At 48.3% G+C, this 26,734-nt stretch carries 20 protein-coding genes; 9 read left to right on the forward strand and 11 right to left on the reverse strand.

The genetic code is table 11. From position 1 onward, the window contains the following. Window positions 1-8 precede the first annotated feature (8 nt). On the reverse strand, window positions 9-1,400 hold the full coding sequence (gene dbpA, locus IDZ20_RS01460) for an ATP-dependent RNA helicase DbpA (RefSeq protein ID WP_245792047.1): 1,392 nt from the start codon (window positions 1,398-1,400) through the stop codon (window positions 9-11). A gap of 289 nt (window positions 1,401-1,689) precedes the next feature. Between dbpA and IDZ20_RS01465 the strand changes: the two genes are divergently transcribed. Then, window positions 1,690-2,223, forward strand: coding sequence for a DUF2058 domain-containing protein (locus IDZ20_RS01465; RefSeq protein ID WP_188149656.1), 534 nt, complete (start codon window positions 1,690-1,692; stop codon window positions 2,221-2,223). A gap of 168 nt (window positions 2,224-2,391) precedes the next feature. After that, window positions 2,392-3,417, forward strand: a complete 1,026-nt coding sequence (locus IDZ20_RS01470; protein ID WP_188149657.1) for an integron integrase — start codon at window positions 2,392-2,394, stop codon at window positions 3,415-3,417. Between the two features lie 75 nt (window positions 3,418-3,492). On the opposite strand, the gene eno is transcribed toward IDZ20_RS01470, so the two are convergent. The 4 genes from eno to tilS form a co-directional block, all read right to left on the reverse strand. After that, window positions 3,493-4,779: a phosphopyruvate hydratase gene (gene eno, locus IDZ20_RS01475; RefSeq protein WP_188149658.1), complete on the reverse strand. Its 1,287-nt coding sequence runs from the start codon at window positions 4,777-4,779 to the stop codon at window positions 3,493-3,495. Between the two features lie 89 nt (window positions 4,780-4,868). Next, window positions 4,869-5,720 (reverse strand): 3-deoxy-8-phosphooctulonate synthase, encoded by an 852-nt coding sequence (gene kdsA, locus IDZ20_RS01480; protein ID WP_188149659.1) that lies wholly within the window; start codon window positions 5,718-5,720, stop codon window positions 4,869-4,871. Window positions 5,721-5,748: 28 nt separating this feature from the next. Next, window positions 5,749-7,371, reverse strand: a complete 1,623-nt coding sequence (locus tag IDZ20_RS01485; protein ID WP_188149660.1) for a CTP synthase — start codon at window positions 7,369-7,371, stop codon at window positions 5,749-5,751. A gap of 313 nt (window positions 7,372-7,684) precedes the next feature. Continuing rightward, a complete protein-coding gene (gene tilS / locus IDZ20_RS01490; RefSeq protein WP_188149661.1) occupies window positions 7,685-9,034 on the reverse strand; it encodes a tRNA lysidine(34) synthetase TilS in 1,350 nt (449 codons plus the stop codon). 151 nt (window positions 9,035-9,185) lie between these two features. Between tilS and IDZ20_RS01495 the strand changes: the two genes are divergently transcribed. Beyond that, window positions 9,186-11,504, forward strand: coding sequence for a S9 family peptidase (locus tag IDZ20_RS01495; RefSeq protein WP_188149662.1), 2,319 nt, complete (start codon window positions 9,186-9,188; stop codon window positions 11,502-11,504). Next, window positions 11,501-11,992, forward strand: a complete 492-nt coding sequence (greB, locus tag IDZ20_RS01500; RefSeq protein ID WP_188149663.1) for a transcription elongation factor GreB — start codon at window positions 11,501-11,503, stop codon at window positions 11,990-11,992. Before IDZ20_RS01495 ends, greB begins: the two co-directional genes overlap by 4 nt. Window positions 11,993-12,004: 12 nt before the next feature. Here greB and IDZ20_RS01505 read toward each other — a convergent pair whose 3' ends face one another. From IDZ20_RS01505 to IDZ20_RS01515, 3 genes are all read right to left on the reverse strand, one after another. Further along, window positions 12,005-13,261 (reverse strand): HD-GYP domain-containing protein, encoded by a 1,257-nt coding sequence (locus IDZ20_RS01505; protein WP_188149664.1) that lies wholly within the window; start codon window positions 13,259-13,261, stop codon window positions 12,005-12,007. A gap of 15 nt (window positions 13,262-13,276) precedes the next feature. Further along, entirely contained in the window at window positions 13,277-14,494 is a 1,218-nt protein-coding gene (locus tag IDZ20_RS01510) for an HD-GYP domain-containing protein (RefSeq protein WP_188149665.1), read from the reverse strand. 370 nt (window positions 14,495-14,864) lie between these two features. After that, window positions 14,865-16,070: an amino acid aminotransferase gene (locus tag IDZ20_RS01515; protein WP_188149666.1), complete on the reverse strand. Its 1,206-nt coding sequence runs from the start codon at window positions 16,068-16,070 to the stop codon at window positions 14,865-14,867. Window positions 16,071-16,434: 364 nt separating this feature from the next. Here IDZ20_RS01515 and IDZ20_RS01520 point away from each other — a divergent pair, with 364 nt between their 5' ends. Then, window positions 16,435-16,899, forward strand: coding sequence for an Lrp/AsnC family transcriptional regulator (locus IDZ20_RS01520; protein ID WP_188149667.1), 465 nt, complete (start codon window positions 16,435-16,437; stop codon window positions 16,897-16,899). A gap of 398 nt (window positions 16,900-17,297) precedes the next feature. Here IDZ20_RS01520 and IDZ20_RS01525 read toward each other — a convergent pair whose 3' ends face one another. Next, window positions 17,298-17,657 carry a diacylglycerol kinase gene (locus IDZ20_RS01525; RefSeq protein WP_188149668.1) on the reverse strand — a complete coding sequence of 120 codons (360 nt, stop codon included), beginning with the start codon at window positions 17,655-17,657 and terminating at the stop codon, window positions 17,298-17,300. 139 nt (window positions 17,658-17,796) lie between these two features. On the opposite strand from IDZ20_RS01525, the gene IDZ20_RS01530 reads away from it, so the two are divergent. Then, a complete protein-coding gene (locus IDZ20_RS01530; RefSeq protein WP_188149669.1) occupies window positions 17,797-18,186 on the forward strand; it encodes a hypothetical protein in 390 nt (129 codons plus the stop codon). Window positions 18,187-18,292: 106 nt separating this feature from the next. Here IDZ20_RS01530 and pdxH read toward each other — a convergent pair whose 3' ends face one another. Continuing rightward, a complete protein-coding gene (pdxH, locus tag IDZ20_RS01535; RefSeq protein ID WP_188149670.1) occupies window positions 18,293-18,934 on the reverse strand; it encodes a pyridoxamine 5'-phosphate oxidase in 642 nt (213 codons plus the stop codon). A 100-nt stretch (window positions 18,935-19,034) separates the two neighbouring features. On the opposite strand from pdxH, the gene mobA reads away from it, so the two are divergent. Both mobA and IDZ20_RS01545 read left to right on the forward strand, forming a co-directional pair. After that, entirely contained in the window at window positions 19,035-19,703 is a 669-nt protein-coding gene (mobA, locus tag IDZ20_RS01540; RefSeq protein ID WP_188149671.1) for a molybdenum cofactor guanylyltransferase, read from the forward strand. A gap of 19 nt (window positions 19,704-19,722) precedes the next feature. After that, a complete protein-coding gene (locus tag IDZ20_RS01545) occupies window positions 19,723-20,598 on the forward strand; it encodes a hypothetical protein (protein ID WP_188149672.1) in 876 nt (291 codons plus the stop codon). Between the two features lie 112 nt (window positions 20,599-20,710). Here the strand turns inward: IDZ20_RS01545 and IDZ20_RS01550 are convergent, their stop codons facing one another. Continuing rightward, complete coding sequence (locus tag IDZ20_RS01550) at window positions 20,711-23,296, reverse strand: cadherin-like beta sandwich domain-containing protein (RefSeq protein WP_188149673.1); 2,586 nt, start codon at window positions 23,294-23,296, stop codon at window positions 20,711-20,713. 1,117 nt (window positions 23,297-24,413) lie between these two features. Here IDZ20_RS01550 and IDZ20_RS01555 point away from each other — a divergent pair. Continuing rightward, window positions 24,414-26,734 (forward strand): cellulase family glycosylhydrolase (locus tag IDZ20_RS01555; RefSeq protein WP_223144885.1); only part of this gene is annotated, 2,321 nt, incomplete at its 3' end.

The raw sequence follows: 26,734 nt of genomic DNA on the forward strand, positions 1-26,734 counted from the left end.
ATAGTTCGTTATAACCCAATTTTTCGTACGCGAAAGCTGCGCCCTTTGATTTTCCCCCTACCCAAAATCGCCATCGCCATTTTGAAATCGGGACGCGCCACAGCTACATAGGCACAGTTGTCCATAATATTTATCTTTCCAATAGCCTTGCCCGAAATTTCTCCCGCAGCCGTTAACGCGCCCAGAATATCGCCAGCGCGTACCTTCTGCTTTTTACCACCGTCAATTTGTAAGGTCGACATAGCCGCTTGCGGCGCCGTCTTATTTAGCACCGACTCCGAAGGCAAACGCTCGGCGCTGATCATAATTTCGAGATAATCTTCAAGCATTTTAATTTTGTAATGCTCGCTGTCTGCATAAAACGAAAATGCCATACCACTTGCACCCGCGCGACCGGTACGACCGATGCGGTGAACATGAACTTCGGTGTCACGAGCAAGATGATAGTTAAAGACAGCATCGACGGCATCTATATCTAAGCCGCGTGCCGCCACATCGGTGGCAACTAAAACAGATGCACTTTTATTCGAAAAAAGTGTAAGTGCCTGATCTCGATCGCGCTGTTCAAGATCGCCATGTATTGCAAGGGCATTAAAACCAGAACGCTTTAGCTCATCGGCAAGCGCTTGAGTTTCACGTTTGGTATTGCAAAAAATTACGGAAGATTCGGGCTGGTGATGTAACAGCAACAAACGCAATGCGCGCAGACGGTCGTCGTCATTCCCAACCTTATAAAAACTCTGGTCGATGCTACTGCTATCGTGATGCGATTCAACTCGGACAATTACCGGTGAGCGCATCACCCGTGCAGCGATATTTTCAATCTCACTGGGGAAGGTGGCGCTAAACAGAAGTGTTTGCCTGCGCGCTGGTGTATGAGAAATAATATCTTCCACCGCCACCTGAAAGCCCATCTCTAACATTCGATCGGCTTCATCCAAAACTAATGTGTGGACATGATCGAGCGCCAGCTTCCCTTTACGCAAGTGCTCTTCAATACGTCCGGGCGTTCCTACAATAATATGAGCGCCGTGTTCCAAGGATCCAATTTGCGGGCCGAACGGCATACCCCCACACAAGGTCAGCACTTTAATATTGTGTATCGCCCTAGCCAAACGTCGAATCTCACGAGTAACTTGATCCGCTAACTCACGCGTCGGGCAAAGTACTAAAGCCTGAATTCTGAACAGCTTTACATCCAATTTATTTAGTAAACCTAAACCGAATGCTGCGGTCTTTCCGGAGCCGGTTTTGCCCTGCCCGATGACATCTTTACCGGCAATTATCGGCGGTAAGCTCTGAGCTTGAATTGGCGTCATTTCGGTATAACCGATGGACTCTAAGTTTGTTAGCAACTCGGGTTGCAGCTCTAGTGAACTAAAAATCGCGTCGTTCAAGATCTGTTCCTTAAAATAAAGAGGGTATAGAAGCTGGAGCATTAAGGCTGTCTCACCCAAATGCCAAATAGCTTGCGGCGCTATGATAAACCGCTAAGGCTATTTAGCCTATTGAAACAGGGCGTTTCCCTGAAAGCGACCGCCGCTACTCATTTAATCGGTCTTATAGAGAGCGCTAATACGCACCGAGCTGTTGAGCCATTTAGCCACGACTCAAATAAGGTGTAGAATAGCCAAAAAATCGCTGCGCGCTAGGCAAGCCCTAGAGCACGCCCTTTAGGAGTCTTACACCATGAGTAGTTTACAAGATCAGCTACTGAAAGCTGGCCTTATCAATGAGAAGGCCGCAAAACAAGCCAAAAAAGACAAATCTAAACAGGCGAAAGTACAACGCAAGTCGTCTGGGCCCGTAGTTGATGAGACTAAACAACGTGCCAAACAAGCGATGAAAGACAAGACCGAGCGTGATCGTGAGCTGAATGCAGAGCGTGAAGCCGAGCGCCAGCAAAAAGCCATTCAAGCGCAGATAAAACAATTAATCCTTACCAACCGAATCCGACGCGACGGTGATATTGCTTACAATTTTACCGATGGCACAACAATCAAAAAGATCTACGTTTCACAAGCTATCCACAATCAGCTATCGTGGGGGCAAATTGCAATCGTAAAGTTAGACGACAGCTATGAGTTAATCCCGTCTAAAGCGGCCGAAAAAATTGCCACCCGCGACTCAAGTGTACTTATTGCTTTAGCGGCGAAAAATGACGAAATTGCCGATGACGACCCCTACGCCGACTATCAGATCCCCGACGATTTAATGTGGTAAACCCTAATATGTCGTACTTGTTCCGCGCGCAATCTTGCCGCGGAACCTTCCAGCCTCACCCCCCGCAACTCCCCAACACCTCCCCCGCAACTAACAACCCTGTTGACATATATCCGAAGGCAAACAATACTGTATATACATACATAAAACCGGATTTGGGAGTACAGGATGAACTCACTCTTTTTACAGCAGGTACGACTTGTTATTCGCACTAAGTATTTGAGCTATAAAACTGAACAGACTTACATCTATTGGATTACGCGCTTTATTCGTCACCACAATTACCAACACCCAGAATCGCTGGAAGAAGCTCATGTCCGCGACTTCCTTTCTTATCTTGCTCTCACGGAAAACGTAGCGCCGAACACCCAAAAAGTCGCGCTTAACGCGCTAGTTTTCCTCTATCGCCACGTCTTACAACGACCGCCTATGGAATTCGACGATTTTTATCGCGCAAAAACGGCGCCAAAACTGCCAGTAGTGCTAACACCGTCTGAACTGCGCGGGCTTTTCTCGCTGATCACGGGCGTTTACAAACTTTGCGCCTGTTTGATGTACGGTTCAGGCTTACGCGTAATGGAAGTCTCTCGTTTGCGTGTACAAGATGTCGACCTAACCACACTGTCTCTTACCGTGCGAGAAGGAAAGGGACGAAAGTCTCGGGTGGTTACCCTAGCCCCGGAGCTGATGCCCTACTTAAAGCGACGTATTGAAATTGTGCGGGCCTACCACCAAGAAGATTTGGCGACTCCCGGCTGGGAAGGTGTTTACCTGCCCTTTGCACTCGCTAAGAAGTACCCTTCAGCACCAAAAGAATTAGGCTGGCAATATCTCTTTCCCGCAAAAAAGCAGAGCCTAGATCCGCGTACAGGCCTGCTCCGCAGGCACCACATTGGCGAACAGGCCATTCAGCGTGCGGTTAAAAAGGCGGTGCGCGCTTCCGGTATTTTGAAGCCGGCTTCATGTCATACACTGCGCCACTCGTTTGCCACTCATATGCTGCAAAAGGGCGCCGATATTCGCACGGTGCAAGAACAGCTAGGGCACTCGGATATACGTACAACAGAAATCTATACGCACGTTCTTCGTCGCAACGGCCATGTGGTATACAGCCCTCTGAGCGATTTAATGCTGGATCCATCCCTCCCCCCCAACATTTCTGAACCACAGGCAAGTTATAGCCTTTGCGCTTAAGCACACCGAATCCAATTGTTACAGGCAAAAAAAAGCCGGCTAGAGAGCCGGCTTTTAATCAATGCTGTCATTCGATTATTTGAATTCAGCACGACCTCTGTAAGGAGCCTTGCTGCCAAGCTCAGCTTCAATGCGCAACAAACGGTTGTACTTAGCAACACGGTCTGAACGAGACAAAGAACCTGTTTTGATCTGACCAGCTGCAGTAGCTACAGCCAAATCGGCAATGGTGGTATCTTCAGTTTCACCAGAGCGATGCGAGATTACAGCTGTGTAACCAGCGTCTTTCGCCATTTTGATCGCGTCTAAAGTTTCGCTTAAAGTACCGATTTGGTTGAACTTGATCAAAATTGAGTTGGCGATTTTGTTATCTATACCGCGCTTAAGAATCTTGGTGTTAGTAACAAACAAATCATCACCAACAAGTTGAACGCGATCGCCAATTTTCTTGGTCAACACATCCCAACCGTCCCAATCGCTCTCGTCCATACCATCTTCGATAGAAAGAATCGGGTATTTTGCTGCAAGCTCAGCTAGGTAATCGGCAAACTCAGCAGGAGAGAATTTTTTGCCTTCTCCGCTCATGTCATAAACGCCGTCTTTGTAGAACTCTGACGATGCACAATCAAGTGCAAGCGTAACGTCTTCACCAAGCTTGTAACCAGCAGCAGCAACAGCTTCAGCAATCGCTTCCAAAGCACCTTCGTTAGAAGGTAGGTTGGGAGCAAATCCGCCTTCATCGCCCACTGCAGTATTTAAACCGCGAGCCGAAAGAACTTTTTTCAAACTGTGGAAAATTTCTGCACCAATACGCAAGGCTTCGGTGAAGGTTGGCGCGGCAACAGGCTGAACCATGAACTCTTGAATATCAACGTTGTTGTCGGCGTGCTCGCCACCGTTAACAATGTTCATCATCGGTACTGGCATAGAGTAAACACCAGGAGTGCCGTTAATTTCAGCGATGTGAGCGTAAAGTGGAATACCTTTAGCAATTGCAGCAGCTTTTGCAGCGGCAAGAGAAACCGCCAAAATTGCGTTCGCGCCTAGCTTACCTTTGTTCTCAGTACCATCAGCTTCGATCATGATGTTATCGAGTTCACGCTGAGCGGCAGCATCTTTGCCGACCAATAATGGCTTGATAGTATCGTTAATGTTGGCAACAGCTTTTAACACGCCTTTACCCAAGTAGCGGCTTTTGTCGCCGTCGCGCAGTTCAAGTGCTTCACGTGACCCTGTTGAGGCGCCAGATGGTGCACAGGCACTACCGATTGCACCAGACTCCAATACCACTTCAGCCATTACGGTTGGGTTACCGCGTGAATCCATAACTTCAAAGCCAATTACGTCTACTATTTTGCTCATAGTGAATGTCTCTCTTGTTTACAAAAAGTTTACTTATATAAAACGTCGATAATAAGAACTACTCAATAAATCTGGCAGCGCCAGATCAGTTACTGAATTTCCAAAGGTGGCAGAGATTTAATTAAATCGTCGACCGCTTTCATCTGCGCTAGAAAAGGCTCTAGCTGGTCGAGTGGCATGGCACTTGGTCCATCACACTTCGCCTGATCAGGGTTGGGATGGGCTTCCATAAATAAGCCGGCAATACCCACGGCTAAACCCGCACGAGCCAATTCGGCCGACTGTTCACGCCTGCCGCCCGAGGCCGCACCCAAAGGGTCGCGGCACTGCAGAGAATGGGTAACATCAAAAATAACGGGCATACCCTTACTGACATTAATCATAGTGCGAAACCCGAGCATGTCGACAACCAAGTTGTCATAGCCCATACAGGCGCCGCGCTCGCATAAAATGATATTGCTGTTACCACCCTCAACAAATTTCTCCACAATATTTTTCATTTGCCCTGGGCTCAAAAATTGTGGTTTTTTAATATTGATAACAGCATTAGTTTTTGCCATGGCGGCAACCAAGTCGGTTTGACGCGCAAGGAATGCGGGCAGCTGAATAACATCGCACACTTCTGCCACCGGCGCCGCTTGATGAGGTTCGTGCACATCGGTAATGACCGGGATACCGAATTCAGCTTTGACCGCTTCGAATATTTTTAACCCCTCTTCCATGCCCGGCCCACGGTAGGAGTTAATCGACGATCGATTAGCTTTATCGAATGAGGCTTTAAAAACATAGGGAATACCCAGTTTTTTTGTAACGGTCACATACTTTTCGGCAATGCGTAACGCTAGGTCACGCGATTCCAACACATTCATCCCACCAAAAAGGGTAAACGGCTTGTCGTTGGCAACCTCTAAATTGGCCACTTTAATTGTTTTGTTGTTCAATCGTATCTCCTGACCACAAGCGGCTAGTTTAACCGGCAGCGTTCATGGCAGCTTTGATATAGCTTAAAAATAGTGGATGGCCATCGCGGGGGGTGGAGTTAAATTCTGGGTGAAACTGACACGCCACAAACCACGGGTGATTAGGTAATTCAACTACCTCAACGAGCGTATCATCTGCTGACCAACCGCCGACGTGTAAACCCGCTTGTCGAAGCTGATCTAAATAGCGATTGTTCACCTCATAGCGATGCCTATGGCGCTCGACGATTAAGTCTTTACCGTAAATTTCAGCAACCTTAGAGCCTTTTTCTAGATGACACTCTTGCGCGCCAAGTCGCATGGTACCGCCCAAATCAGAGCTTTCATCACGCGTTTCTTTGTCGCCGTCAGAGGTGATCCATTCAGCGATCAAACCAATCACTGGGTGCGGAGCCTTCGGATTAAATTCCGTGCTATTAGCGCCATCCAAGTTAACAACATTGCGAGCGTACTCAATCACCGCACATTGCATGCCCAAGCAAATGCCTAAATAAGGGACGTTATTTTCACGCGCGTAACGCACGGCTGATAACTTGCCCTCTAAACCGCGTTCGCCAAAGCCGCCCGGAACCAAAATGGCGTCGGCATCGGCCAATAAGCCTAAGCCTTGCTCTTCAATATCTTCGGCGTTGATAAAATTCATTTTCACATCGCAGCCCGCATGCAGGCCGGCGTGCTTAAGTGCTTCGATCAAAGATTTGTAGGCGTCGAGCAAGTCCATATATTTGCCGACCATCGCAATGGTAACCGAGCTAGTGGTGGAGCTCTCTAGACGCACAACTTCATCCCACTCAGAGAGATCAGCTTCTGGTGCTTCTAGATTGAATTTTTCAAGTACGATGTGATCGAGGTTATAACTCTTCAATAATCGCGGAATAGCGTAGATGGAGTCGGCGTCGGCCAAGGGCACTACTGCACGCTCTTCTACGTTGGTAAATAAAGAGATCTTGCGGCGCGAATCGACATCGATTTCTTTTTCGGATCGACACAACAAGATATCGGGCTGCAAACCAATAGAACGCAGCTCTTTAACCGAGTGCTGAGTAGGCTTGGTTTTTGTTTCGCCGGCAGTGGCAATATAGGGGACGAGCGTAAGGTGCATCAGCAACGCACGCTGACTACCCATTTCTACTTTGAGCTGACGTACGGCTTCCAAAAAGGGCTGGGATTCAATGTCGCCAACCGTGCCGCCGATTTCAACCAGTGCGATATCGTGATCGGCGCCACCGCTCAAAATACGGCGTTTTATCTCGTCGGTGATGTGCGGGATAACCTGAACGGTACCGCCCAAATAGTCACCGCGGCGCTCTTTGCGCAATACGGTTTCGTATACGCGACCGGTAGTGAAGTTGTTGCGCTTGGTCATTTTGGTGCGAATAAAGCGCTCGTAGTGGCCGAGGTCCAAGTCTGTTTCTGCGCCATCTTCGGTCACAAAAACTTCACCGTGTTGAAACGGGCTCATGGTTCCTGGGTCTACGTTAATATAAGGATCCAGCTTCAGAATAGTGACCTTGAGGCCACGCGCTTCCAACACAGCAGCTAGAGACGCTGAAGCAATACCTTTACCCAAGGACGAAACAACGCCGCCCGTAACAAATATAAATCGAGTCATTGAAGCCCTTTAGTAAATAAAGACTGTTATACACATATGGCAGACACAGCTTGAACAGTTTGAGGGATCGTACTTGAAGTCTCTTACTTGAAATTTCTAAGCAGAACACCAAACGTTAATTTGCATCCAAAACTACGCCGGAAAAACTAGAGTTACCGAAAACCTGAAATCTACAAAAGCAGGCATTACCGAGAGTAGAGAGCACTGATGGGACGGGACGATTTCGTCAATCAAACACCCTGTTGATTTTGCCCTCAGGACGGGGCGCCAGAATACCAGAAAGCATGGTTTGTCTCAATCCGAGAATTGGCCTTTATTCGCTGCTGACGGTTCGCCAACGGACTTGTAATCCACCCAGCTTTTGCCAACCGGCACAGATCCAGAGGTCGCCAACTGCGACCAATTCGTCGCCAGAATAGATCAAAGGTACCGAATCCCGTAGCCATGGCTCTAGGTTATAAGCTTGCAAAAGCTTTTTTAGGCTTTGCGAATGAGCGCGTCCCGCTGGCTTACACCTTTCCCCGCCCTGCCGAAATCGAACCTGGTATTGACCAGACGGTAAACCCATGCGCGAGGCTGACGGCGCGGCGCTCAACTCAAACACGCCTAATCTGAGCGACGAGCTCGTATTCCAGTCAAGACAACTCGACGGCTGCTCGATGGAAACTCGCGACAAAAGGTACAAGCGCTGCTGATAGCGACGCACCGACACACCCTGCCGCTCACTTGGATTTGACAACCCGCTCCCCCAGCAGACTTCAGGGTTCGCATCTGCGCTCGCATTCAGGAGTTTTTCTAGCTCGACAAATTGTTGCCGGGACGGCACTGGATAGCCTTCTGCAAGTAACCAGTAGCGCAGGATATGCTTCTGCTTAGGCCAAGGAAATTCGCCGAGTTGTGTTAAATCCAAACTTACCCCCAAACGCTCGTGCCGGGGATCGCAGGCCGCGAGATCCTGCTGTAAATATGCCTCAAGCAAATCATCTGCTTCGGCCAGCAGGTTCGCGGTTTCACCAATTTTCATTGAAGCATTAGGCCAACGCTGTGCCAGCAGGGGCAACAATTGATGACGCAAAAAATTGCGATTAAAGCGCTCATCGCGATTGCTTTCATCTTCTATCCACTGCAAACGATTAGCTTCTGCATAACGCTTAAACGCGATCAGTGGCACGTCTAGCAATGGGCGTAGTAAGCATTTGTTATTGGCGGCATTCGGCAACCAGCCTTTCCGTTTTATCGCCGCCAGCCCCTTTAGGCCCGCGCCTCGCACCATACGCAACAGCAGTGTTTCCGCCTGATCTTCAGCATGATGAGCAGTGAGTAAAATATCCTCCGAGGATAAAACCGAATCGAATGCGCTATAGCGCGCCGAGCGTGCCGCGGCCTCCAATCCCTTACCCTGCTCCCTCACCTGTACCGTACAGGTAACAATCGAGCACTGCCACAGCGCCGCAACACGCTCACAATGCGTTTGCCAGTGTTGTGCATTTGGAGACAGCTGATGATTGATATGTAACGCTTTCACAGGAACCGGCAATTGCATTGCCAATAACGCATGGAGCAACACGGACGAATCCAAGCCGCCACTGTACCCAACCCAGATACAGCGGGCGGAGCTGAGTTGGGCCTTATACTGTTCGAGAGCGTGCGATATGGGGTCCATAGAATCCGGGCTGTTGTAACTTTTAGTGCTTGTGCGTCATATACGACATGATGCGATAGGCGGCAGTGTACCAAGGGCAGACACTTTTGGGTAAACTGGCCTTTCGCCTATTCCGCAAAGAATTTCTAATCAGGTGCTATCGCAAACCGCTATGCAAAACTCGTCGCACGATACCTTCAATATAATTACCCCCAATATAATTACCCCCAATAAAATCAGCGCCAATACCACGCCCTCGGCAACACCAAGATCAAAAACAGCATCCAGCATCAGCAAAACCCAACGCGCTTTCGGCTGCTGGCCGTCCGCTATCGACGGCGATCAGGTTGCAGGGAAATCACCGCGATTAAGTGAACCTAGCATCAATCAAGGGCGTCTTTTTTGGTTACAAACCCTACCAGAAGAAAAAGGGCGGGTGACAATAATGATGCAACCAATAGCAGCGATACTTTCACCAGACTCAAGCGCTGCGCCAACAAGTCTATTACCCAAACCGCTCAGCACACGTTCCAAGGTGCACGAATATGGCGGTGGCAGCTATCTGGTGGACGGTGACGACCTCTATTTCGTACTCGCCGACGACCAACATATTTACCATGTCGACATTGCCGCCGCCGTATTTGAGCCAAAACCACTTACCGATACTCGCGCCGATTTCAGCCCAGCGGGCGAGACACTTGAATTGCGCTTTGCCGATCTCCTTCTAGATAAACACCACAACCGTATACTCGCGGTATGCGAAGCCCATCAACCCCCAATAGGCGGCGTTCACACAGAACCCCGTACCCGCTTAGTAAGCATTGGTTTGGATAACCCCTGCAGCATTACCACTGCTGCCGAAGGCAGCGACTTTTACGCTTCGCCCTGCATCTCTGGGGATGGACAATGGCTGACTTGGCTATGTTGGAACCACCCCAACATGCCCTGGGACCAAACGACGCTTAACGGGGCTAAAGTGGCAAGTAACGGAGACATTTCCACACCTCAATCGATTGCAGGAAACGGCCAAGAAAGCCTGTTTTTGCCACGCTTCTCTGGTAACGGCGATCTTTTGTTTGTCTCGGACAGAACCAACTGGTGGAACCTCTATCGCTTAAGCCAGAATCAGCTCGAGCGATGCCTCCAGCAGTCGACCAATAGTGAACAGCCGACAGCCCTAACCGAAGAACTCGCCGAGTTTGCTACACCGCAGTGGACCTTCCGCATGTCCACCTACGGTCAGCTAAATCAAGATACACTTATTGCCGCTTGCTCCCGCGAAGGCAGCTGGCAACTCGGGCTAGTGCCATTAAAAAACAACCAACCATCACACCAGGGTTCGCCTCAACAGCCCAGCTTCAAAGCTATAGACACAGCAGCGGAAGGCCATCCGCTCAGCGTTATTTCTGACCTTGCCACTCAGCCTTGCAGAAGTGCCGAAGCTGACGAAGATTCGACGATTTCAGACGCCGCTGTCTGCGCGTTTATTGGCGCCTCGCCAACAAGTCTGCCGAACCTCTATTTGTTCGCGCCATCCAATAACGGCTCACAGATCCACAAGGTCACAGATATCGACGCACAATTATCGTCCGACAATATATCTATGCCACAGCCCATTAGCTTTCCAACTGGCGCCCAGCAAGAGCACGCTCACGGGTTTTACTACCCGCCCACAAACGCCGATTATTCGGCCTCCGAAAGTTCCAGTGTGGCCAGCGGCGAGACAAGGAGCGAAGAGGCAAGTACCGATAAGACAAGCCCATCGAAACAAAACGAACCGGCTGCGCCGCCAATGATTTTTATTTGCCACGGTGGTCCGACCGGTGCGACGGAAGCGAGTCTGAATTTAAAAATTCAATATTGGACTAACCGCGGCTTCGCCGTAATGGATGTGAATTATCGCGGTAGTACTGGCTTTGGACGACAATACCGCCATAGCTTACACGGCAACTGGGGGATGAAAGACGTTGAAGATATGAGTGCCGCGGCGGACTTTGCCATAGCGCAAGGCTGGGCCAACCCAAAACAATTAATTATCAAGGGCAGCAGCGCCGGTGGTTACACAACACTTGCCGCATTAGCGTTTAGCGAACGTTTTAACGCGGGCGTAAGTCTTTATGGTATCGGCGATTTAGAAACACTCGCTCGCGATACCCACAAGTTTGAAGCGCGCTACCTCGATTCATTAGTTGGCCCCTACCCGGCAGCGAAATCCATTTATCAGCAACGATCACCGATTCACTTTGTCGAACAAATTAACTGCCCAATACTCGTATTTCAAGGATTAGAAGATCGTGTAGTGCCACCCAACCAAGCCGAAGCTATGGTACAAGCCGTAAAAGCCAAAGGTATTCCGGTTAGCTACATAACCTTTGCCGACGAGGGCCACGGCTTTCGCAATGCAAAAAATATTGCCACTATGCTGACCCATGAATATCGGTTCTATTGCGAGCTGTTTCAGCTTGGCATTCAAAAAGCAGGATTGAAGTGAGAACACAATTAATTACGCAGCAGGGTTACAACGACTTAAAGCAAGAGCTTGATGAGCTTTGGCGTACAGAGCGGCCAGAAGTTACCAAAAAAGTGGCTTGGGCGGCGAGCCTTGGCGATAGAAGTGAAAACGCGGACTATCAGTACAACAAGAAGCGCTTACGCGAAATTGATCGCCGCGTTCGCTACCTGCGCAAATGTTTAGAGAACCTCAAAATCGTTGAGTATCGGCCGGAGCAAAACGGCAAAGTCTTTTTTGGCGCCTGGGTGGAAGTTGAAAATGATGCGGGAGAAACACTCAAATTTCGCATAGTTGGCTACGACGAAATCTTCGATCGCAAAGATTATATATCGATCGACTCACCAATGGCGCGCGCCCTACTGAAGAAACAGGTAGACGACGAAGCGGAAGTCCAAACACCCTCTGGAATAGTCGTTTGGTATATCAATTCGATCAACTATGAAACACCCACAACCGAAAGCGGTTAAAACTCGTATGCGTTAAAGCGAAGTTAAATAGCCCTTTTCAAAGCATTCGCGCAAATAAATATTACGGTAGCCATCGCGCTGAATCGTTTTAATTTGATACTGGCTGCTAAGCTCACCCGCTAAGGTAGTCGCCAAATCCACCAATCTGTGAGTACAGGGCAATTTTTCTTCGTCTCGCATAATGAGTACTTTGGGTAGGTGACGACTTTGCACATTGGTTTCTACAACCACACCCACACAACCATTGTGCAACTCAACAATACTACCCGGCGGGTACAAGCCTATCGTTTGAATAAACGCCAGTGCAAGGTTTTCGTCAAACTGTTTGCCGCGTTCTTCGTAGATAATTTTTAGTGCCTCTGTGGAGGGTTTAGCTTGCGCATACACTCGCTCACAAGTCATTGCATCATAGGAATCCACAATCGAAATAATTTTACTGAATAGCGAAATATCTTCAGAGGGAAGTCCCTGCGGGTACCCCTTCCCATCCGGCCGCTCATGATGGCAGTAGGCTACGTCAATCGCGCCTTCGTACATATTTTTACTCTCCGACAAAAGCTTCCGACCATGGGCAGCATGAGCCTGCATGATCTTCATTTCTTTGTCAGTCAACCTGCTAGGCTTATTTAATATTTCAATCGGCACTCGGATCTTACCGACATCATGTAATAATCCGCACAACCCTAGGTTACTCAGTTGTGGTTCTTTAAACCCTAAGCTACGGCCAAATATCAAAGCAAGAATGCAAACGCTCAAGGAGTGCTCAGCCGTATACGAATCTTCACTGCGCATTTTCGTCATCCACGCCAATGCATCTGGGTTACGCATTACTGACTGCACATTTTTATCTACAATTACACGAGCCTTTTTCTCTTCTATTGCACGGCCTAGACGAACATCCTCCATCATGGTTTGTGTGTATTTAGACGTTTCACTAAAGAGTTTGCGGACAATCGAATGTTCTTCCGCTATTGGCGTGCTTACATGAAAGAGTGCATTGGAATTTTGGCTGGCATGGCGCTGCGAGAGCATATCGGCATCTTTCGCAAACGGGATTTCGGTGTTGTGCACCCAAACATACTCACAATATTTTGCCACCTCCTCGACATCATTCGCCGAGTGAATTAGAAAACCCTGTAACAGAAATGGCGTTTCAAGCCAGTCACGATCGAGTCGCGTAACATACATACCCGTACGCAAATCACGCACGTGTATCTTACGATCGTAACGACTCGGAAAATCTATGGGGCTATCACGCTCGTCGGACATAAACTTCACCTACTTCTACATTTTTAACACGAGACCTTTCTTCTGGTATTCCCGTAGAGAAATTCCGAAGCTACCGTCGCGCCACACCTGTTTAATTAAATATTTACGCGGCAAATCTCCATGTTCGATTAAAGACAGATCTTTGATCATTTCTTTCGGGCGCAGGTTTTTCTCTTCATCCAACAGCAATATAATCCGAGGTAAGTGACGTAGATTCGGGTTGGCCTCAACCACGATTCCAACCTCGCCACTATAGAGTTCAACCAAACTCCCTGCCGGGTACAAACCGATGGTCTCAATAAATTTGAGTGCGAGCGTTTCGTCGAAATGTTTACCGCGTTCGTTGTAGATGATTTTTAACGCTTCAGTTGATGTCTTTGCGTGTGAATAACATCGGTCGGCGGTCATAGCATCGTAGGCATCAACAATTGCAATAATACGGGAAAAACGCGAAATTCCATGACCTGGAAGCTTGCGCGGATACCCCGTACCATCAATGCGTTCGTGGTGGCTATAGGCAACATCAACAACGCCACTGTATATCCCCGAAGTCGATAACAGTAAATTTCGGCCATGTACCGTATGCGCCTTCATCAAACGGTATTCTTTCGCGGTAAGTGCTGCAGGCTTGTTTACAATTTCTTCCGGCACACGCATTTTGCCAACATCATGCAACATGCCGCACAAGCCGAGGTTTTGCAGTTCCGGCTCATCCAAACCAAGCTGACGGCCGAAAGCAATTGCGAGAATACACACATTGAGGCAGTGCTCTGCGGTGTACTCCTGCTGGTTGCGAATCTTGGTCATCCATAAAAGTGCATCAGGGTGGCGAATCACCGACTGGACACAATCGTTCACCATACTCCGCGCTTTTTCACCGTCTAAGGCGCCACCAAGCCGAACATCGTCCAGCAGTGTTTTAGTCAGCGAACGGGCGCTACGAAATGTTTTATAGGTTTTTCGATGTTCGTCCTCTAACGGCACTTCAGGTAAAGGTGCAGAGCGCGCACTCGTCGCACTACCGACACCGCTACTATGCGCGCTGGCTTTCGCTGAATAGTTACTATCAATCCAAACGTAATCGCTAAACTCGGCGATGATTTCAATATCATCGCGCTCCTCGATTAAAAATCCCTGCATGATAAATGGAGTATCCAACCACTCCCGGTCAAGTTTGGAAACATACATACCAATACGGAGTTCGCCGACATGGATTTTCTTTGTGTTCGACATGTTCACCTTAATAAACGGGTAAAGGCAGCTTATTCAGCACCCAGTTCACACGGTTGTAGCTTCTATGAAGGTAGGAGCAAAAAACTCGTTCAGGGTATAAATTCACCCAGTCAAATGAGTATAGTTTGTCTTATTGTGTTTTGAAGGGAAGACTAAAAATCGAGGCGAAATTATCTGTAACCTGTAACCACAGCAGGTCTTGGTGTCAAAGTATTAACACCGAAGAAAAGGGAGCGCAGGGAAACCAAAAGAAGCCAAATAAATGACACACGCTAAGCAAGGAATACAAAAGCTCACAAACAAATGCCCTTTCGGGCAAGACGATAACCGTCATCTACAAAAGGTATTGTGTAACGAAGTTAAACCGATGTTAAGTGTCCATAACAGCAATTAAGCTTTCACAGAAATAATCAAGATTAGTCGGGTTTAATCCCGCGAGACTAATCCGCCCCGAATCCACCATATAGATTCCGAACTCTGTAATTAGCTTAGCAACCTGCTGTTGATTAATGCCGACAAACGAAAACATGCCCTTTTGTCGTGCGATATGATCAAAGCGTCCGTCTGCGCCGATAGTGTTTAACTGTTCTACAAGTTGCCGTCGATTACTGACGATACGAGTGCGTGCCGTTTCTAGCTCCTCTCGCCAGGATTTCGCTAGAGCCTCATCGGACAACACCTCGGCGACAATAGCCGCGCCATGAGACGGCGGCATCGAATAGATGCCACGGACAATATTAGCAATATGACTTGCAACCGCATTTGGCTGCTGAGATATCACACCAACTGCACCGACTCGCTCGCGATATAAACCAAAGTTTTTCGAACAGGAAATGGCTAATACAACTTCCGGCACCTGCTCCGCCAAAAGGCGTAAACCTGCCGCATCTGCATCTAAATCATCACCAAAGCCTTGGTAGGCCATATCCACAAACGGTATAAAACCCTGACTATTCGCCAAATCACTTACCGCCTGCCATTGCTCGATACTGAGGTCTGCACCGCATGGGTTGTGACAACAACCATGTAAAAGCACAACATCACCTTCAGCAACTTTACCCAAGGTCTGCAGCATCCCTTCAAAATTCAGCTGATGGGTATCCGCGTGGTAATAAGGATAGGTTTTTATCTCTACCCCCGCATTGCCTAGCAGTGGAATATGGTTGCCCCAAGTGGGGTCGCTTACCCAAAGCGTGGGTCGAGTTCCAGCACTCGCACCTCGGAACCCCGCCAAGCGTACGATTAATTCAGCTGCAACACGCAGCGCCCCACATCCGCCGGGAGTTTGCATTAAGACAAGATCAGCAAGCCTAGAATGCTGAACGCCCATAATTAATTCCGACATCTTTAGATTGAAATCCGGATTGCCCGCCGGACCGATATAGGCTTTAGTTTGCTCGCTCTCCAGCAGCCTCCGTTCGGCCACTTTTACACTCGCAAATACCGGTGTATTTCCCTGTGCATCTCGATACACACCAACACCGAGGTCGACTTTTTGCTGGCGTGGGTCCTGCTGAAAGCGGGAGATAAGCCCTAAAATGGGATCGGTTGCGAGCGGCGGCAATAGGTTAAACATAATGAAAACTCTTACGTATATTACGGACTAAAGTTGGCGTTAAGTTGGCGCAGGCTCCATCCGACGCGATCGAGTCCACTAAGAACCCGCGGCAAAAGTTGTACACTGTTGTAAGCAAAACCGCTAACCTTAAGTCTCGCGCTGAAAAGCGGTCAGAAAACACTCTTCGTTGCTGTCTTTGACTAAACACGTTGGTCGCTAGGTTCGGAATATCTAATCTAGATGATCGCTTTACGAGACAGTAGCTATAGTAGACAGTCGCCTTAATAGAGGCGGCGATTATAACGACAACAATCACCATCGCAACTACTATAGTGGCAATTGCCAGACCCGCAAAACCAAAACCTTAACGAAAGCGAACCCTATGCCCGATCTCGACCACCACGATATTAAGATACTTAAGTGTCTGCAGCTTAACGCCGACATTTCCATGGCGGAATTGGGCGATAAAGTAGGCCTTTCCCATACGCCGTGTTGGCGCAGAGTAAAGTCACTTGAAAAAGAAGGCTATATAAAAGGGAAAGTGACACTGCTGGATGGCGAAAAGCTCAACTTAAGTGTCGCCGTTCACGCCTATATAACAATCAAAAGCCACGACGAAGCGTCTCTCGTGGCCTTTGAATCGGCGGTGCAATCAATAGCCGAAATAGTGGAGTGTTACTCGATTACCGGTGACAAGGATTACCAGCTGAAAATTATCGTCGCTAGTGTCGATCACTACGAAAAACTACTTAAGAGCACCCTCGTGCATCTACCCAATGTAGCCTCGGTGAATTCGGTATTTGCACTTAAGCAGATCAAATACACGACTCAACTACCCTTGCCCTAACGCCCCAACAGCCTGCCATAACTTAATCGCATTCAGCGCTCCGATAGCCTTTCGTTCAAGCATAAAAAAAGCCCGCCAATGGCGGGCCTGAGATTCACACTAAACTTAACACAATGACTAATCAGCAAAAAACAACGTAAAAAATAAAACAAACATAATAACAACATCAAAGATTTAGAAGTTCAACGAGTGACTAACTCGGTGGCTATTCGCAAAGCGGTAGCTACTGGATAACTTCAAGTTACATATAGTTTATAACACAAAAGAACGAGTTGAAAAGGAACAATAAGCAATAAAACCCAGCAAAACCCATCACTTTTCTAATTAAAAAGCATTAGCATAAGGTGTCGAAAGCTAATGCCCAGCAACGAAAATCAGTTTCCGGCTTCAATATCCGGCTATAGAAACAATATCCCCCCCCACACCACAGCCCACACCAGAATACCCAATAACACGGCTGCAGAGCCCATATCCTTTGCTCTTCCCGCTAATTCGTGGTGTTCTAAACCAACCCGATCAACAACAGATTCTATAGCGCTGTTGAGCAACTCGATAATTAAAACCAGCAGTACGGTCACAATCATTGCGATTTTTTCCAACTTAGCAACATCCAACCAAAGTGCTAAGGGAATTAAAATAATCGATAGCACTAACTCCTGACGGAACGCTGCTTCAGATTTAAACGCTGCCACAACGCCGTTATAGGAGTAATAACCAGCCATAATCACTCGTCGTAAACCTGTATTTTTGTATGTCATAAAAGCTCTAATGCCTCCTAACGGCAAGAATATGTTCTGACGATGTATTTTTTATTACAATTTATCATTACGAAAGTAAAATTCGCACGTTTTTTGCTTAATGGATGCCGGCACCACAAGTAAACGCCAAGAGGCTTCCATGAATTACACCAAACCCATGATTGACGTCGTACGTGAAATTCGGCGACGAGCACCAGCCGACGACAAACCGAGCATCAAACTCGCCAACCCCGAACTCCTTCGCGAATTGATAGACGTCTACCATCAAACGAGCGACAACATCATTCGCGCACTCACGCGAGAACTGCTCAATATGGCTGGAACGCCTTGGCCGGAGCGACTTTTAGATCAGACTCACTTAGAGGAGCACTACGCTACCCGAGTCTATCGCGGTCAAACAACGCTGGTAGAACGTGCCCGTCTCGCAGAAAACAAAACATCGAGCTCATCCGAGCAGCTCTCGCACACAACATCAACAGTAGCACCCAAGAAGCCAATTAAGATTTATCGCGGTCAAGTTGTCGCCTAAACCCTAAAGTCTAACACTGCTCCCTGCGGGCTTAAGCCAAACCATTTTAATGGCACAACATTCAACAATTGTTCAACAACCGAACACTTAACCAATCCGCGACCCATTAGGGTGCGAGTCGGTTCGCTTCCCAGCTTGAGGATGCAGTACTAAATCTATATTCAAAGCGATCGTGGAGCCTGCTGCCGCCGCCCTGCCAAAACTCAAATACACTTGGCACAACCCTGTAACCACCCCAAAAGTCGGGCAGCGGCACCTGTCCCGCCGCGAACTTTTCTTTCATCCGCTCATACTGCATTAATAGTGCTTGGCGAGATGATATTTTGCGGCTCTGCTGAGATGCCCAAGCTGCCAGTTGGCTGTCACGGGGGCGGGACAGGAAGTATTGCAATGACTCCGCCACAGGTACACGCATCGCTAAGCCTTCAATTTTGACCTGACGCTCCATCGAGTGCCAAGGGAAATGCAGCGATACCCGCGGGTTATGTGCTATATCTTCCGCTTTCCGACTGCCAAAGTTGGTGTAGAAAACAAAGCCCTCGCTATCAAAATGCTTCAGCAGCACAATGCGCTGACTCGGCTGCCCCTCTGGCGATACGGTCGCCAGCGTCATCGCCGTGGGGTCGGCCATACCCGATGCAACGGCCTGATCCAACCACAGCTTAAACTGCTCAAATGGATCTTCGGAAAGACTCTCGCGGTGCAAGCCCCCCGCTAAATATTCGCGCCGAATATCTTCTAATTTCATATTTATAGTTCCAACAAATTCTTTTTCAAAGGCGGTATGCTAGGCTGCGGCATTATACCTAGGCTCAGTAACGCTAGAGCGACTAAATTGATTCTTCCCTATGTTCAGTGACGTTAAAACTTTACCCACATCAATGGATACTAGCGCGATAGTACTCGCCGGTGGTGAAAATAGCCGCATGCAGGGGCGCAACAAAGCGTTGCTTGCGTTAAACAACCGCCGCTTTATTGATTACCTCCTCGATCGTTTACAACCGCAAGTCGCTAATACTTTAATCAGCCGCCACCAGCAAACAGCGCAATTTCCGTCGCCAGACGTGATGCAGATATGCGACCTGCCGATATCGAGTGATTCGGACATCACTAGACTTGGGCCGCTGGCTGGAGTCTACACAGGGTTGAAATGGCTGCAGCAGCATCAACCCAACACACGCTGGGCGCTGACAGTACCGAGCGATAGCCCGCTAATCCCACGCAGTCTATTGCGCCAGCTAAGCGCAAAATGCGGTGACGCACGGTTGGTATACGCAACGAATGGAAATGATGCGCACTATTTAACGGCGCTTTGGCACCTAAGCCTAACAGACCGGCTTGAAGACTATTTAAATTCGGGCCAGCGCTCCGCCCATCAATTTTTAAAGCACGTAGACGCTGTCGCTGCAGAGGTGCGATTGTCTGATCATGGAGATGAAAGCTTTGCCAACGTTAATACCCCCAATGACTACCAAGTATTTGTCGATACGTTTAAAAAACACGTCGACCAAGAGTAGATCGGCAAGGAACAGCTCAATGCTGACAAAAATCGCGAAAAATTTCGCGAAACCTAACGCCCATACAATTTTCTGGTACTGCATCGTCTGCTTTGGTTTAACTCAAGCCACTGCCAGCGAAGATTGCACGCCAATAGCGGAGACGGCGTTGGAACGTTGTTTCTGTGAAATATTGGCAAAAGGTAGTGGTGAACAGCTACCCGCGTTCAGTGAGTTTCGCAAAAATTCCGAATCAATACAGAGATTGTTGCTGAAAAAGCCAGCTCGAAAAGCTGGTGTAAAACTACCAGACAAACGCAAAGCCCCATCTACAGCTACCGCAAAAAAACTGCCCGCAGCAGAATCGACTAGCCGTGATGTCCACGCGATTAGCGCGTCGGTTTCTCCAACGCAATCACCTGCTCAGGCAGAGCAAACTTCACAATTAACTGTATCTTTACCGCAACGCTGCCAACTGAACAAAGCGACGTTAAGTTGTGCAAACCATAAATATGTTCTGCAAGAAAACCTCAAACTACATGAGCTCGCGGCAAATGCGCTGAATAAAAACAATCAGCTGAGATTCGTTTCGCGCAACGGGTTCGCCACAGAAAGCGCCTATTTAACAGCTTGCTACCAAGATTATATTAAGCGCTTGCTGAGTATTGGCCTCGGTGCAGCGACCATGCCTTACTCTCGATTTGTCGAGGTACACAATGTATCGCCGGATAATTTCGAACAACGTTTTAGCGAGGTGTTTGAATTATTAAAACAGGAACGAAAAAGCCAAGCGATTCAACGTCGTTATGGCAACGCCTTCCCAGCAACTATCTCAGCCTGCATGGACCTTTCCAGCGACCTGATAGTTTGTGACAACCTAAAGCAAAACTGGGTTTACAAACGCGCTAAAAACTAATCGTCCAAAAGGATGATTAAACCAGAATGAAAAAAGGCGCTAGAATTGCGCCTTTTTCGCTTTCGCCCCCGGTTAATTCGTCGGGCGGCCTATGGGTATGCAGGGCTCTTTATTACTTTTCGATTAACTCAAACTGCTGTAACCCAGAGTTAATAAAATAGTTGATATAGAAGGACTCACCAACCTCATCGCTCGACGTAAGCACATAGGCATCCTGCGCACGGTTCAACACGGAAACATAATCTCCAGCGTAGAGTAAACGCCAGCGAATAAACGAAGCGGATAACAAAGAGCTAGATGGGAAAGGGATGGTAATCATGGAAACCGCACTGCTACTAGTGTAGAAACTCTGACTCGACGGAATCATCATCCGCGTTTCATCGTCGGCCGGCACCAAGAAAAGTGTACCGCTACCCGCGTTCAAAAATTTCCAGTATTGGTCAGATGAGTCACTACAGTCCGCCATCATCACCTGAGCAAGATCGTTGTCAGGGTCGGTAATATCGCTGGTATTTTCCATTACGCACAAGGGAGACTCCGCACGACTGCGCAGCTGATAGATTGGCGTAGTAAAGCTGGTATTGATGCCGTCACCAATATAGCTCACGGTCGCGCCATCGATACTAACGTTGTCTGCAACAGCCACATCGCTAAGATTCGTGCCGTTCGCAAACACCACCGGAGCCTCGGCTAACCTTGCGGTATTTTGATAAACCTTCGCGCTATCGCCCCAATCACCACTATCGAAGCTGGTCGGCACATCTTCTAGCGCTATTAGTGCTGTAAGTTGTTGCGGAGCGGTCTCGGAATAAAACGAGTTGTAACTAATATTCGCTAGATTGCCACGCGATACAACCGCAGCGCCCAGCTCTGCATCCGCAGAAACTGCGGTTACATCAACAATATTGAACTGTACAAAGGTCTGATCGCTATCAACTTTAAGATCAATCAGTTCTGCGCCACCAGTTGGCCCAACAAAGTTGTGGCGCAATTGATTATTGCTCGCCAAAAGCTGATCTTCGGCTAACTCAGTTGAGTCACCAACAACGATCGCCTCACCAAACACTTCACCACCAGTATCAGCACTTGCCCTTGGCATCATGCCGGTATCCGCTATGATATTGCGGCGAATCTGGTTATCCGAACCACCCTGACTGATAATCAAGCCGCGCTCACCTATATCGGAAATGGTATTTGAATCAAACAACACGTTAGACGCGCCCAGTAACTCAACTCCCGTTTGCGCCGTCGCAAAATTTAAGTCGCGAACGTACCAGTTGTCACCGGTAAGCTGTAGCACTGACGCTTGGGTTAGGTCGGCTCCTATCAACACCGCTTCATTGCTACTATCAGATGAGCGCAGGATAATTCGCTGCTCGGCTGTACCGCTTTGCGCAGAATAGAAATGCGCGCTGTCCGAGCCGCTAGTGTCAACGGAAGCAACGCCTTCGTAGATGCCCGCCGCGACAACAATTTCATCGTTCGCCTGCGCATTCTGCAACGCCGCTTGCAGGTCTTCACTACTCGAGACTCGAACGCGATTAGTTGTTAAACGCTCCAAATACAATACATAGAGACGCTGTTTGTTGCCGTCCCGACTGGTAACTTGAATCACCACGGTACTTCTACCAACTTCGAGCGGAACGTCGAAACTATAGGGGTTGCCATCAACACTACTGATAGGGTCGGTTACACCGATAACTTGACCGTTAGCATCTGCCGTTGGCGAACCCACAACAACGACGGGCAAATCACCATCGGTATTAGCTTCTTCAACGCTTGGCTGGACAGTAAGCAGCACGCTCGCGGTATCGTTGTTTACCACACCGGTATAGGTCGGCGACATACAATAGAAGCTGCGATCCATAACCGCGCCGGAGACACTCATTGATTTAAGCGTTGTATCTCCATCGAGCTCCGCGGTGGTTCCCGCCTGCCGAGTCACCTGAAGTGAGTAGGTTTTCGGGCTGTCACCTACTTCAGCTGTGGATACAACCGTTATATCGTTTACACCTATCGCCAGGTCTAGGGGGGTATAAGTAAGGTGTTTAGCTGCTAAGCCATTTATCAACACACTGGTGGTGCGATCGACGGTTCGCGGTGAAACAGATACGGTACAACCGCTATACGCGACGCTGGCAGTGTAATTTAATTTTGCGCCATTAAAGCCATCAATGCCGTCACTAGCCTTAAGGGTTAAATACTCGACGGGAGCATCATCGGTAGCCACGTGACCTTCATTTAGGACTTTCAGGCCGAGTAGCGAAGCATCTTCGTTGGCTCGATGTACATTCACGCTGTACTCGAAATAATTCTTTCTATTGGCCGAAACGATCCGTACCACTATCAGGTTATCGCCTGGGGTCAAGGTTTTGGTATTGATTTCACCGGAGACGACTTCGACGCTTTCTAATACAGCGACCGTGGTATTGCCATCGGAATCTGTGCTGCGCCCTTTCTTATATATGTTCATTATCACGTCTGAGGATGCTGTTTGCGCAATAACATCGACGCTTGCTACATCTTTCCCTACCTCTAAGACATATGGACCACCGTAGTTTTTATTAAACACCGGTTCGATATCTCCTCCGCTAAAGGTCAGAGAAACGAGTGAAAGGTCGCTGAAGTTAGAGTGATCAATACTTGGATCAGTCGTACTGCTGCCGCCACAACTGGAGAGCAGGCTTACAGACAGCATATAAAGGAAACTGAGAAATAAAGTTTTACAACGCAACATAAGTTTTGAATAGACCCAGAAAAGAGACCGTGAAGCGCATGCTTCGGCCAATTATTTTGTATGGGATTGCAGCAAACCAACTACGCGCTTGCCCCGCAATCCAGCGGTAACAAATAAGTTAGGCAACAAGTAACTCCAACCAGTGCGATAAACAACCACACCGTATCGATTAGTGCTATATACGCCGCCCAAATAGGGCCAACACGGTACTAGTTATCATCGATTGAGTAAAGCCTGATCAAACGAAATTAGCGGCTTGGGATTAAGCTGTAAATAGCGTCCGTAGTTGTAGAGCCTGCAATGTAACGAGAGTTCACTTTTGCGCTCCGAATAAGCTCCCGAAGTATTGGTATGTCACGAGCCGAATTAACTTCACGACAACCTTAACAAGACTATTTTCACATATTAAGGCGCGAAAACTGTCTACATTTCGACCAGAAAATTATAAGAAAATGCAATCATCAATGAAAAAACGTATCGATAACGGCAACAAAGTACGAATTTCAGTAGATTTAATCTGGCGTATTTATCAATCCTGCATTTTTAGCTGAAAAAACAGACAAAACCGCCAGCGTCGAATACTTGGCGCGTTAGACTTCCTAAAAAACACAGACTTTAATGTGTGACAGAGAAAAGCGCACCCCCTACTTTGGCATTAATTAACCGATGATTTTTACCGCTTAAACTGTCGAACAACGCACAAATCGATCTGACCATCATCTGTATAACGTTCCGGACGCCGGAATCTAATGTAAAAATATTCGCCACACCTAAGTCTGAAGGCGCCATAAAGTTGGCGCAAAAAACCTCTTACAAAGTATGAGTTGTCGCGATCGACGCGGCCAGAAAATTTACGTCCCTCGCCGAAAAATGAGCAGAGCGCGCAATTACCAAAAAGCAAATACCTCAATAAATTCACAGACTTGCAAAACATAGGGGCCGCGATTCAACGCTTTCATTCGCCCCCTAGATCCCCTAGAATGTGCCCCAGCGCCAAGCCTTTTGGCGCCTACTTCAACAATAAAAATAAAGCTCTACACTTAACGTCCAAATAAAAATAAACCACAGGACCTTCACTATGATTAGCAACAAAGTAAAAAGTCTGTTTGCTACAGCAGCCGCTGCAGTATTCGCGACTTCCGTTGCCGTGGCAGATGTACCTGCCGTTTCGGTAAGTGGCAACCAAGTTCTTTTTGGTGGCCAAGCTAAAAGTCTCGCAGGTAACAGCTTCTTCTGGAGCAACACCGGCTGGGGCCAAGAGCGTTTTTACACAGCTGAAACCGTTCGCTGGTTAAAGTCTGACTTTAAAGCCAGCATCGTTCGCGCCTCTATGGGTGTTGATGACGAAGGTGGTTATCTCGAAGACGCCAGCAACAAAACGCGTATCGAAACTGTTGTTGACGCAGCGATTGCTGAAGACCTATACGTCATCATCGATTGGCACTCACATCACGCCGAAGATTACCGAGCTGAATCCATTGCCTTCTTTGAAGAAATGGCTCGCAAATACGGTAACAACAACCACGTTATTTATGAAATTTACAACGAGCCGTTGCAGATTTCCTGGAGCAACACGATCAAGCCTTACGCTGAAGCGGTAATTGGTGCGATTCGTGCGATTGACCCAGACAACCTTATTATTGTTGGTACGCCAAGCTGGTCACAGGACGTAGATGCCGCATCTAACGATCCAATCACTAGCTACTCCAACATTGCCTATACCCTTCACTTCTACGCTGGCACTCACCAGCAGTGGTTACGTGACAAAGCCACTACCGCTATGAATAACGGTATCGCTTTGTTCGCAACCGAATGGGGTACTGTTGACGCCGACGGCGACGGCGCGGTTAACCGCTCCGAAACCAACGCTTGGATGGACTTCTTTAAGCAGAACAATATTAGCCACGCCAACTGGGTAATCAGCGATAAAGCTGAAGGCTCATCTTTGGTTAACCCTAACGCTCCTGTTAGCGGTTGGAGCAGTTCTGACTTGACTGAATCTGGTAACTTTGTACGCGACATCGTTCGCAACTGGGGCACATCTCCCGGCGCTACAAGTTCTAGCAGTTCATCTTCTAGCAGCAGCTCTAGTTCTTCTAGCAGCAGCTCTAGTTCCTCTTCTTCTAGCTCTAGCAGCAGTTCTTCCGGTAACGGCGGTGTTTGTACTGAGCAGTGTAAGTGGTACCAAGATGACCCACGTCCTCTATGTCAAAACCAAGATAGCGGTTGGGGCTACGAGAACAACCAAAGCTGTATCGGTCGCACTACTTGTGAAAGCCAAGGCGGAAGCGGTGGCGTAATCAGCAGCTGTACTTCATCTTCAAGCTCTAGCTCTTCTTCAAGTTCTAGCTCTTCTAGCAGCAGCTCAAGCTCGTCTTCTAGTTCTTCTAGCAGCTCGTCTAGTTCTTCTAGCAGCAGTTCAAGCTCTTCTTCTAGTTCTTCTAGCAGCTCTTCTAGCAGCAGCTCAAGCTCTACTAGCGGTGGCGGCAGCTGTGGCACAGAATGTAACTGGTATGGCAACAGCGTGCCTGTATGTCAGAACGCTACTAGCGGTTGGGGTTACGAAAATAACCAAAGCTGTGTAAGTGCTCAGACCTGTAACGGTCAAGGCGGAAGCGGCGGCGTTGTAGGCGGAAGCAATTGTGGTTCATCTTCGTCTTCAAGCTCTAGCTCTTCTAGCAGCTCAAGCTCGTCTTCAAGCTCTAGTTCTTCAAGCAGCTCAAGCTCTAGCTCTTCAAGCAGCTCAAGCTCGTCTTCTAGCTCTAGCTCTTCAAGCAGCTCTAGCTCATCGTCTAGCTCTTCAAGCGGCGGTTCTTGTACAGAACAGTGTAAGTGGTACCAAGATGACCCACGTCCTCTATGTGCTAACCAGACCAGCGGTTGGGGCTACGAAAATGGTCAAAGCTGTATCGGTCGCACTACCTGTGAAAGCCAAGGCGGAAGCGGTGGCGTAATCAGCAGCTGTACTTCATCTTCAAGCTCTAGTTCTTCGTCTTCAAGCTCTAGCTCTTCAAGCAGCTCAAGCTCGTCTTCAAGCTCTAGCTCTTCAAGCAGCTCAAGCTCGTCTTCTAGCTCTAGCAGTAGCTCCAGTTCATCAACTGGCGGCGGTAGCAGTAGCGGCGGTAATGCTTCTGGCTTAGACAACCCGTTCATTGGTGCAACTTGGTATGTTGACCCAATCTGGTCTGGTAAAGCTGCCGGTGAACCTGGTGGTGAAGCGATTGCAAACGAAAGTACGTTCGTTTGGATGGATCGCATCGGCGCTATCGCTGGTCCAGAAGACGGTGACGGCCTTGGTCTTCGCGGTCACCTAGACGAAGCATTGGCTCAGGGCGCTAACCTGTTCCAATTCGTTGTTTACGATCTACCAAACCGCGACTGTGCGGCACTGGCTTCTAA

This window comes from Teredinibacter waterburyi, from assembly GCF_001922985.1.
In the GTDB taxonomy this organism is placed as follows: domain Bacteria; phylum Pseudomonadota; class Gammaproteobacteria; order Pseudomonadales; family Cellvibrionaceae; genus Teredinibacter; species Teredinibacter waterburyi.

Coding starts and splice junctions, on each gene's coding strand:
- IDZ20_RS01465 (WP_188149656.1), top strand. CDS start 1,690: ATGAGTAGTTTACAAGATCAGCTACTGAAAGCTGGCCTTATCAATGAG.
- IDZ20_RS01470 (WP_188149657.1), top strand. CDS start 2,392: ATGAACTCACTCTTTTTACAGCAGGTACGACTTGTTATTCGCACTAAG.
- eno (WP_188149658.1), bottom strand. CDS start 4,779: ATGAGCAAAATAGTAGACGTAATTGGCTTTGAAGTTATGGATTCACGC.
- IDZ20_RS01485 (WP_188149660.1), bottom strand. CDS start 7,371: ATGACTCGATTTATATTTGTTACGGGCGGCGTTGTTTCGTCCTTGGGT.
- tilS (WP_188149661.1), bottom strand. CDS start 9,034: ATGGACCCCATATCGCACGCTCTCGAACAGTATAAGGCCCAACTCAGC.
- IDZ20_RS01495 (WP_188149662.1), top strand. CDS start 9,186: ATGCAAAACTCGTCGCACGATACCTTCAATATAATTACCCCCAATATA.
- IDZ20_RS01505 (WP_188149664.1), bottom strand. CDS start 13,261: ATGTCCGACGAGCGTGATAGCCCCATAGATTTTCCGAGTCGTTACGAT.
- IDZ20_RS01510 (WP_188149665.1), bottom strand. CDS start 14,494: ATGTCGAACACAAAGAAAATCCATGTCGGCGAACTCCGTATTGGTATG.
- IDZ20_RS01515 (WP_188149666.1), bottom strand. CDS start 16,070: ATGTTTAACCTATTGCCGCCGCTCGCAACCGATCCCATTTTAGGGCTT.
- IDZ20_RS01520 (WP_188149667.1), top strand. CDS start 16,435: ATGCCCGATCTCGACCACCACGATATTAAGATACTTAAGTGTCTGCAG.
- IDZ20_RS01525 (WP_188149668.1), bottom strand. CDS start 17,657: ATGACATACAAAAATACAGGTTTACGACGAGTGATTATGGCTGGTTAT.
- IDZ20_RS01530 (WP_188149669.1), top strand. CDS start 17,797: ATGAATTACACCAAACCCATGATTGACGTCGTACGTGAAATTCGGCGA.
- pdxH (WP_188149670.1), bottom strand. CDS start 18,934: ATGAAATTAGAAGATATTCGGCGCGAATATTTAGCGGGGGGCTTGCAC.
- mobA (WP_188149671.1), top strand. CDS start 19,035: ATGTTCAGTGACGTTAAAACTTTACCCACATCAATGGATACTAGCGCG.
- IDZ20_RS01545 (WP_188149672.1), top strand. CDS start 19,723: ATGCTGACAAAAATCGCGAAAAATTTCGCGAAACCTAACGCCCATACA.
- IDZ20_RS01550 (WP_188149673.1), bottom strand. CDS start 23,296: ATGCTGTCTGTAAGCCTGCTCTCCAGTTGTGGCGGCAGCAGTACGACT.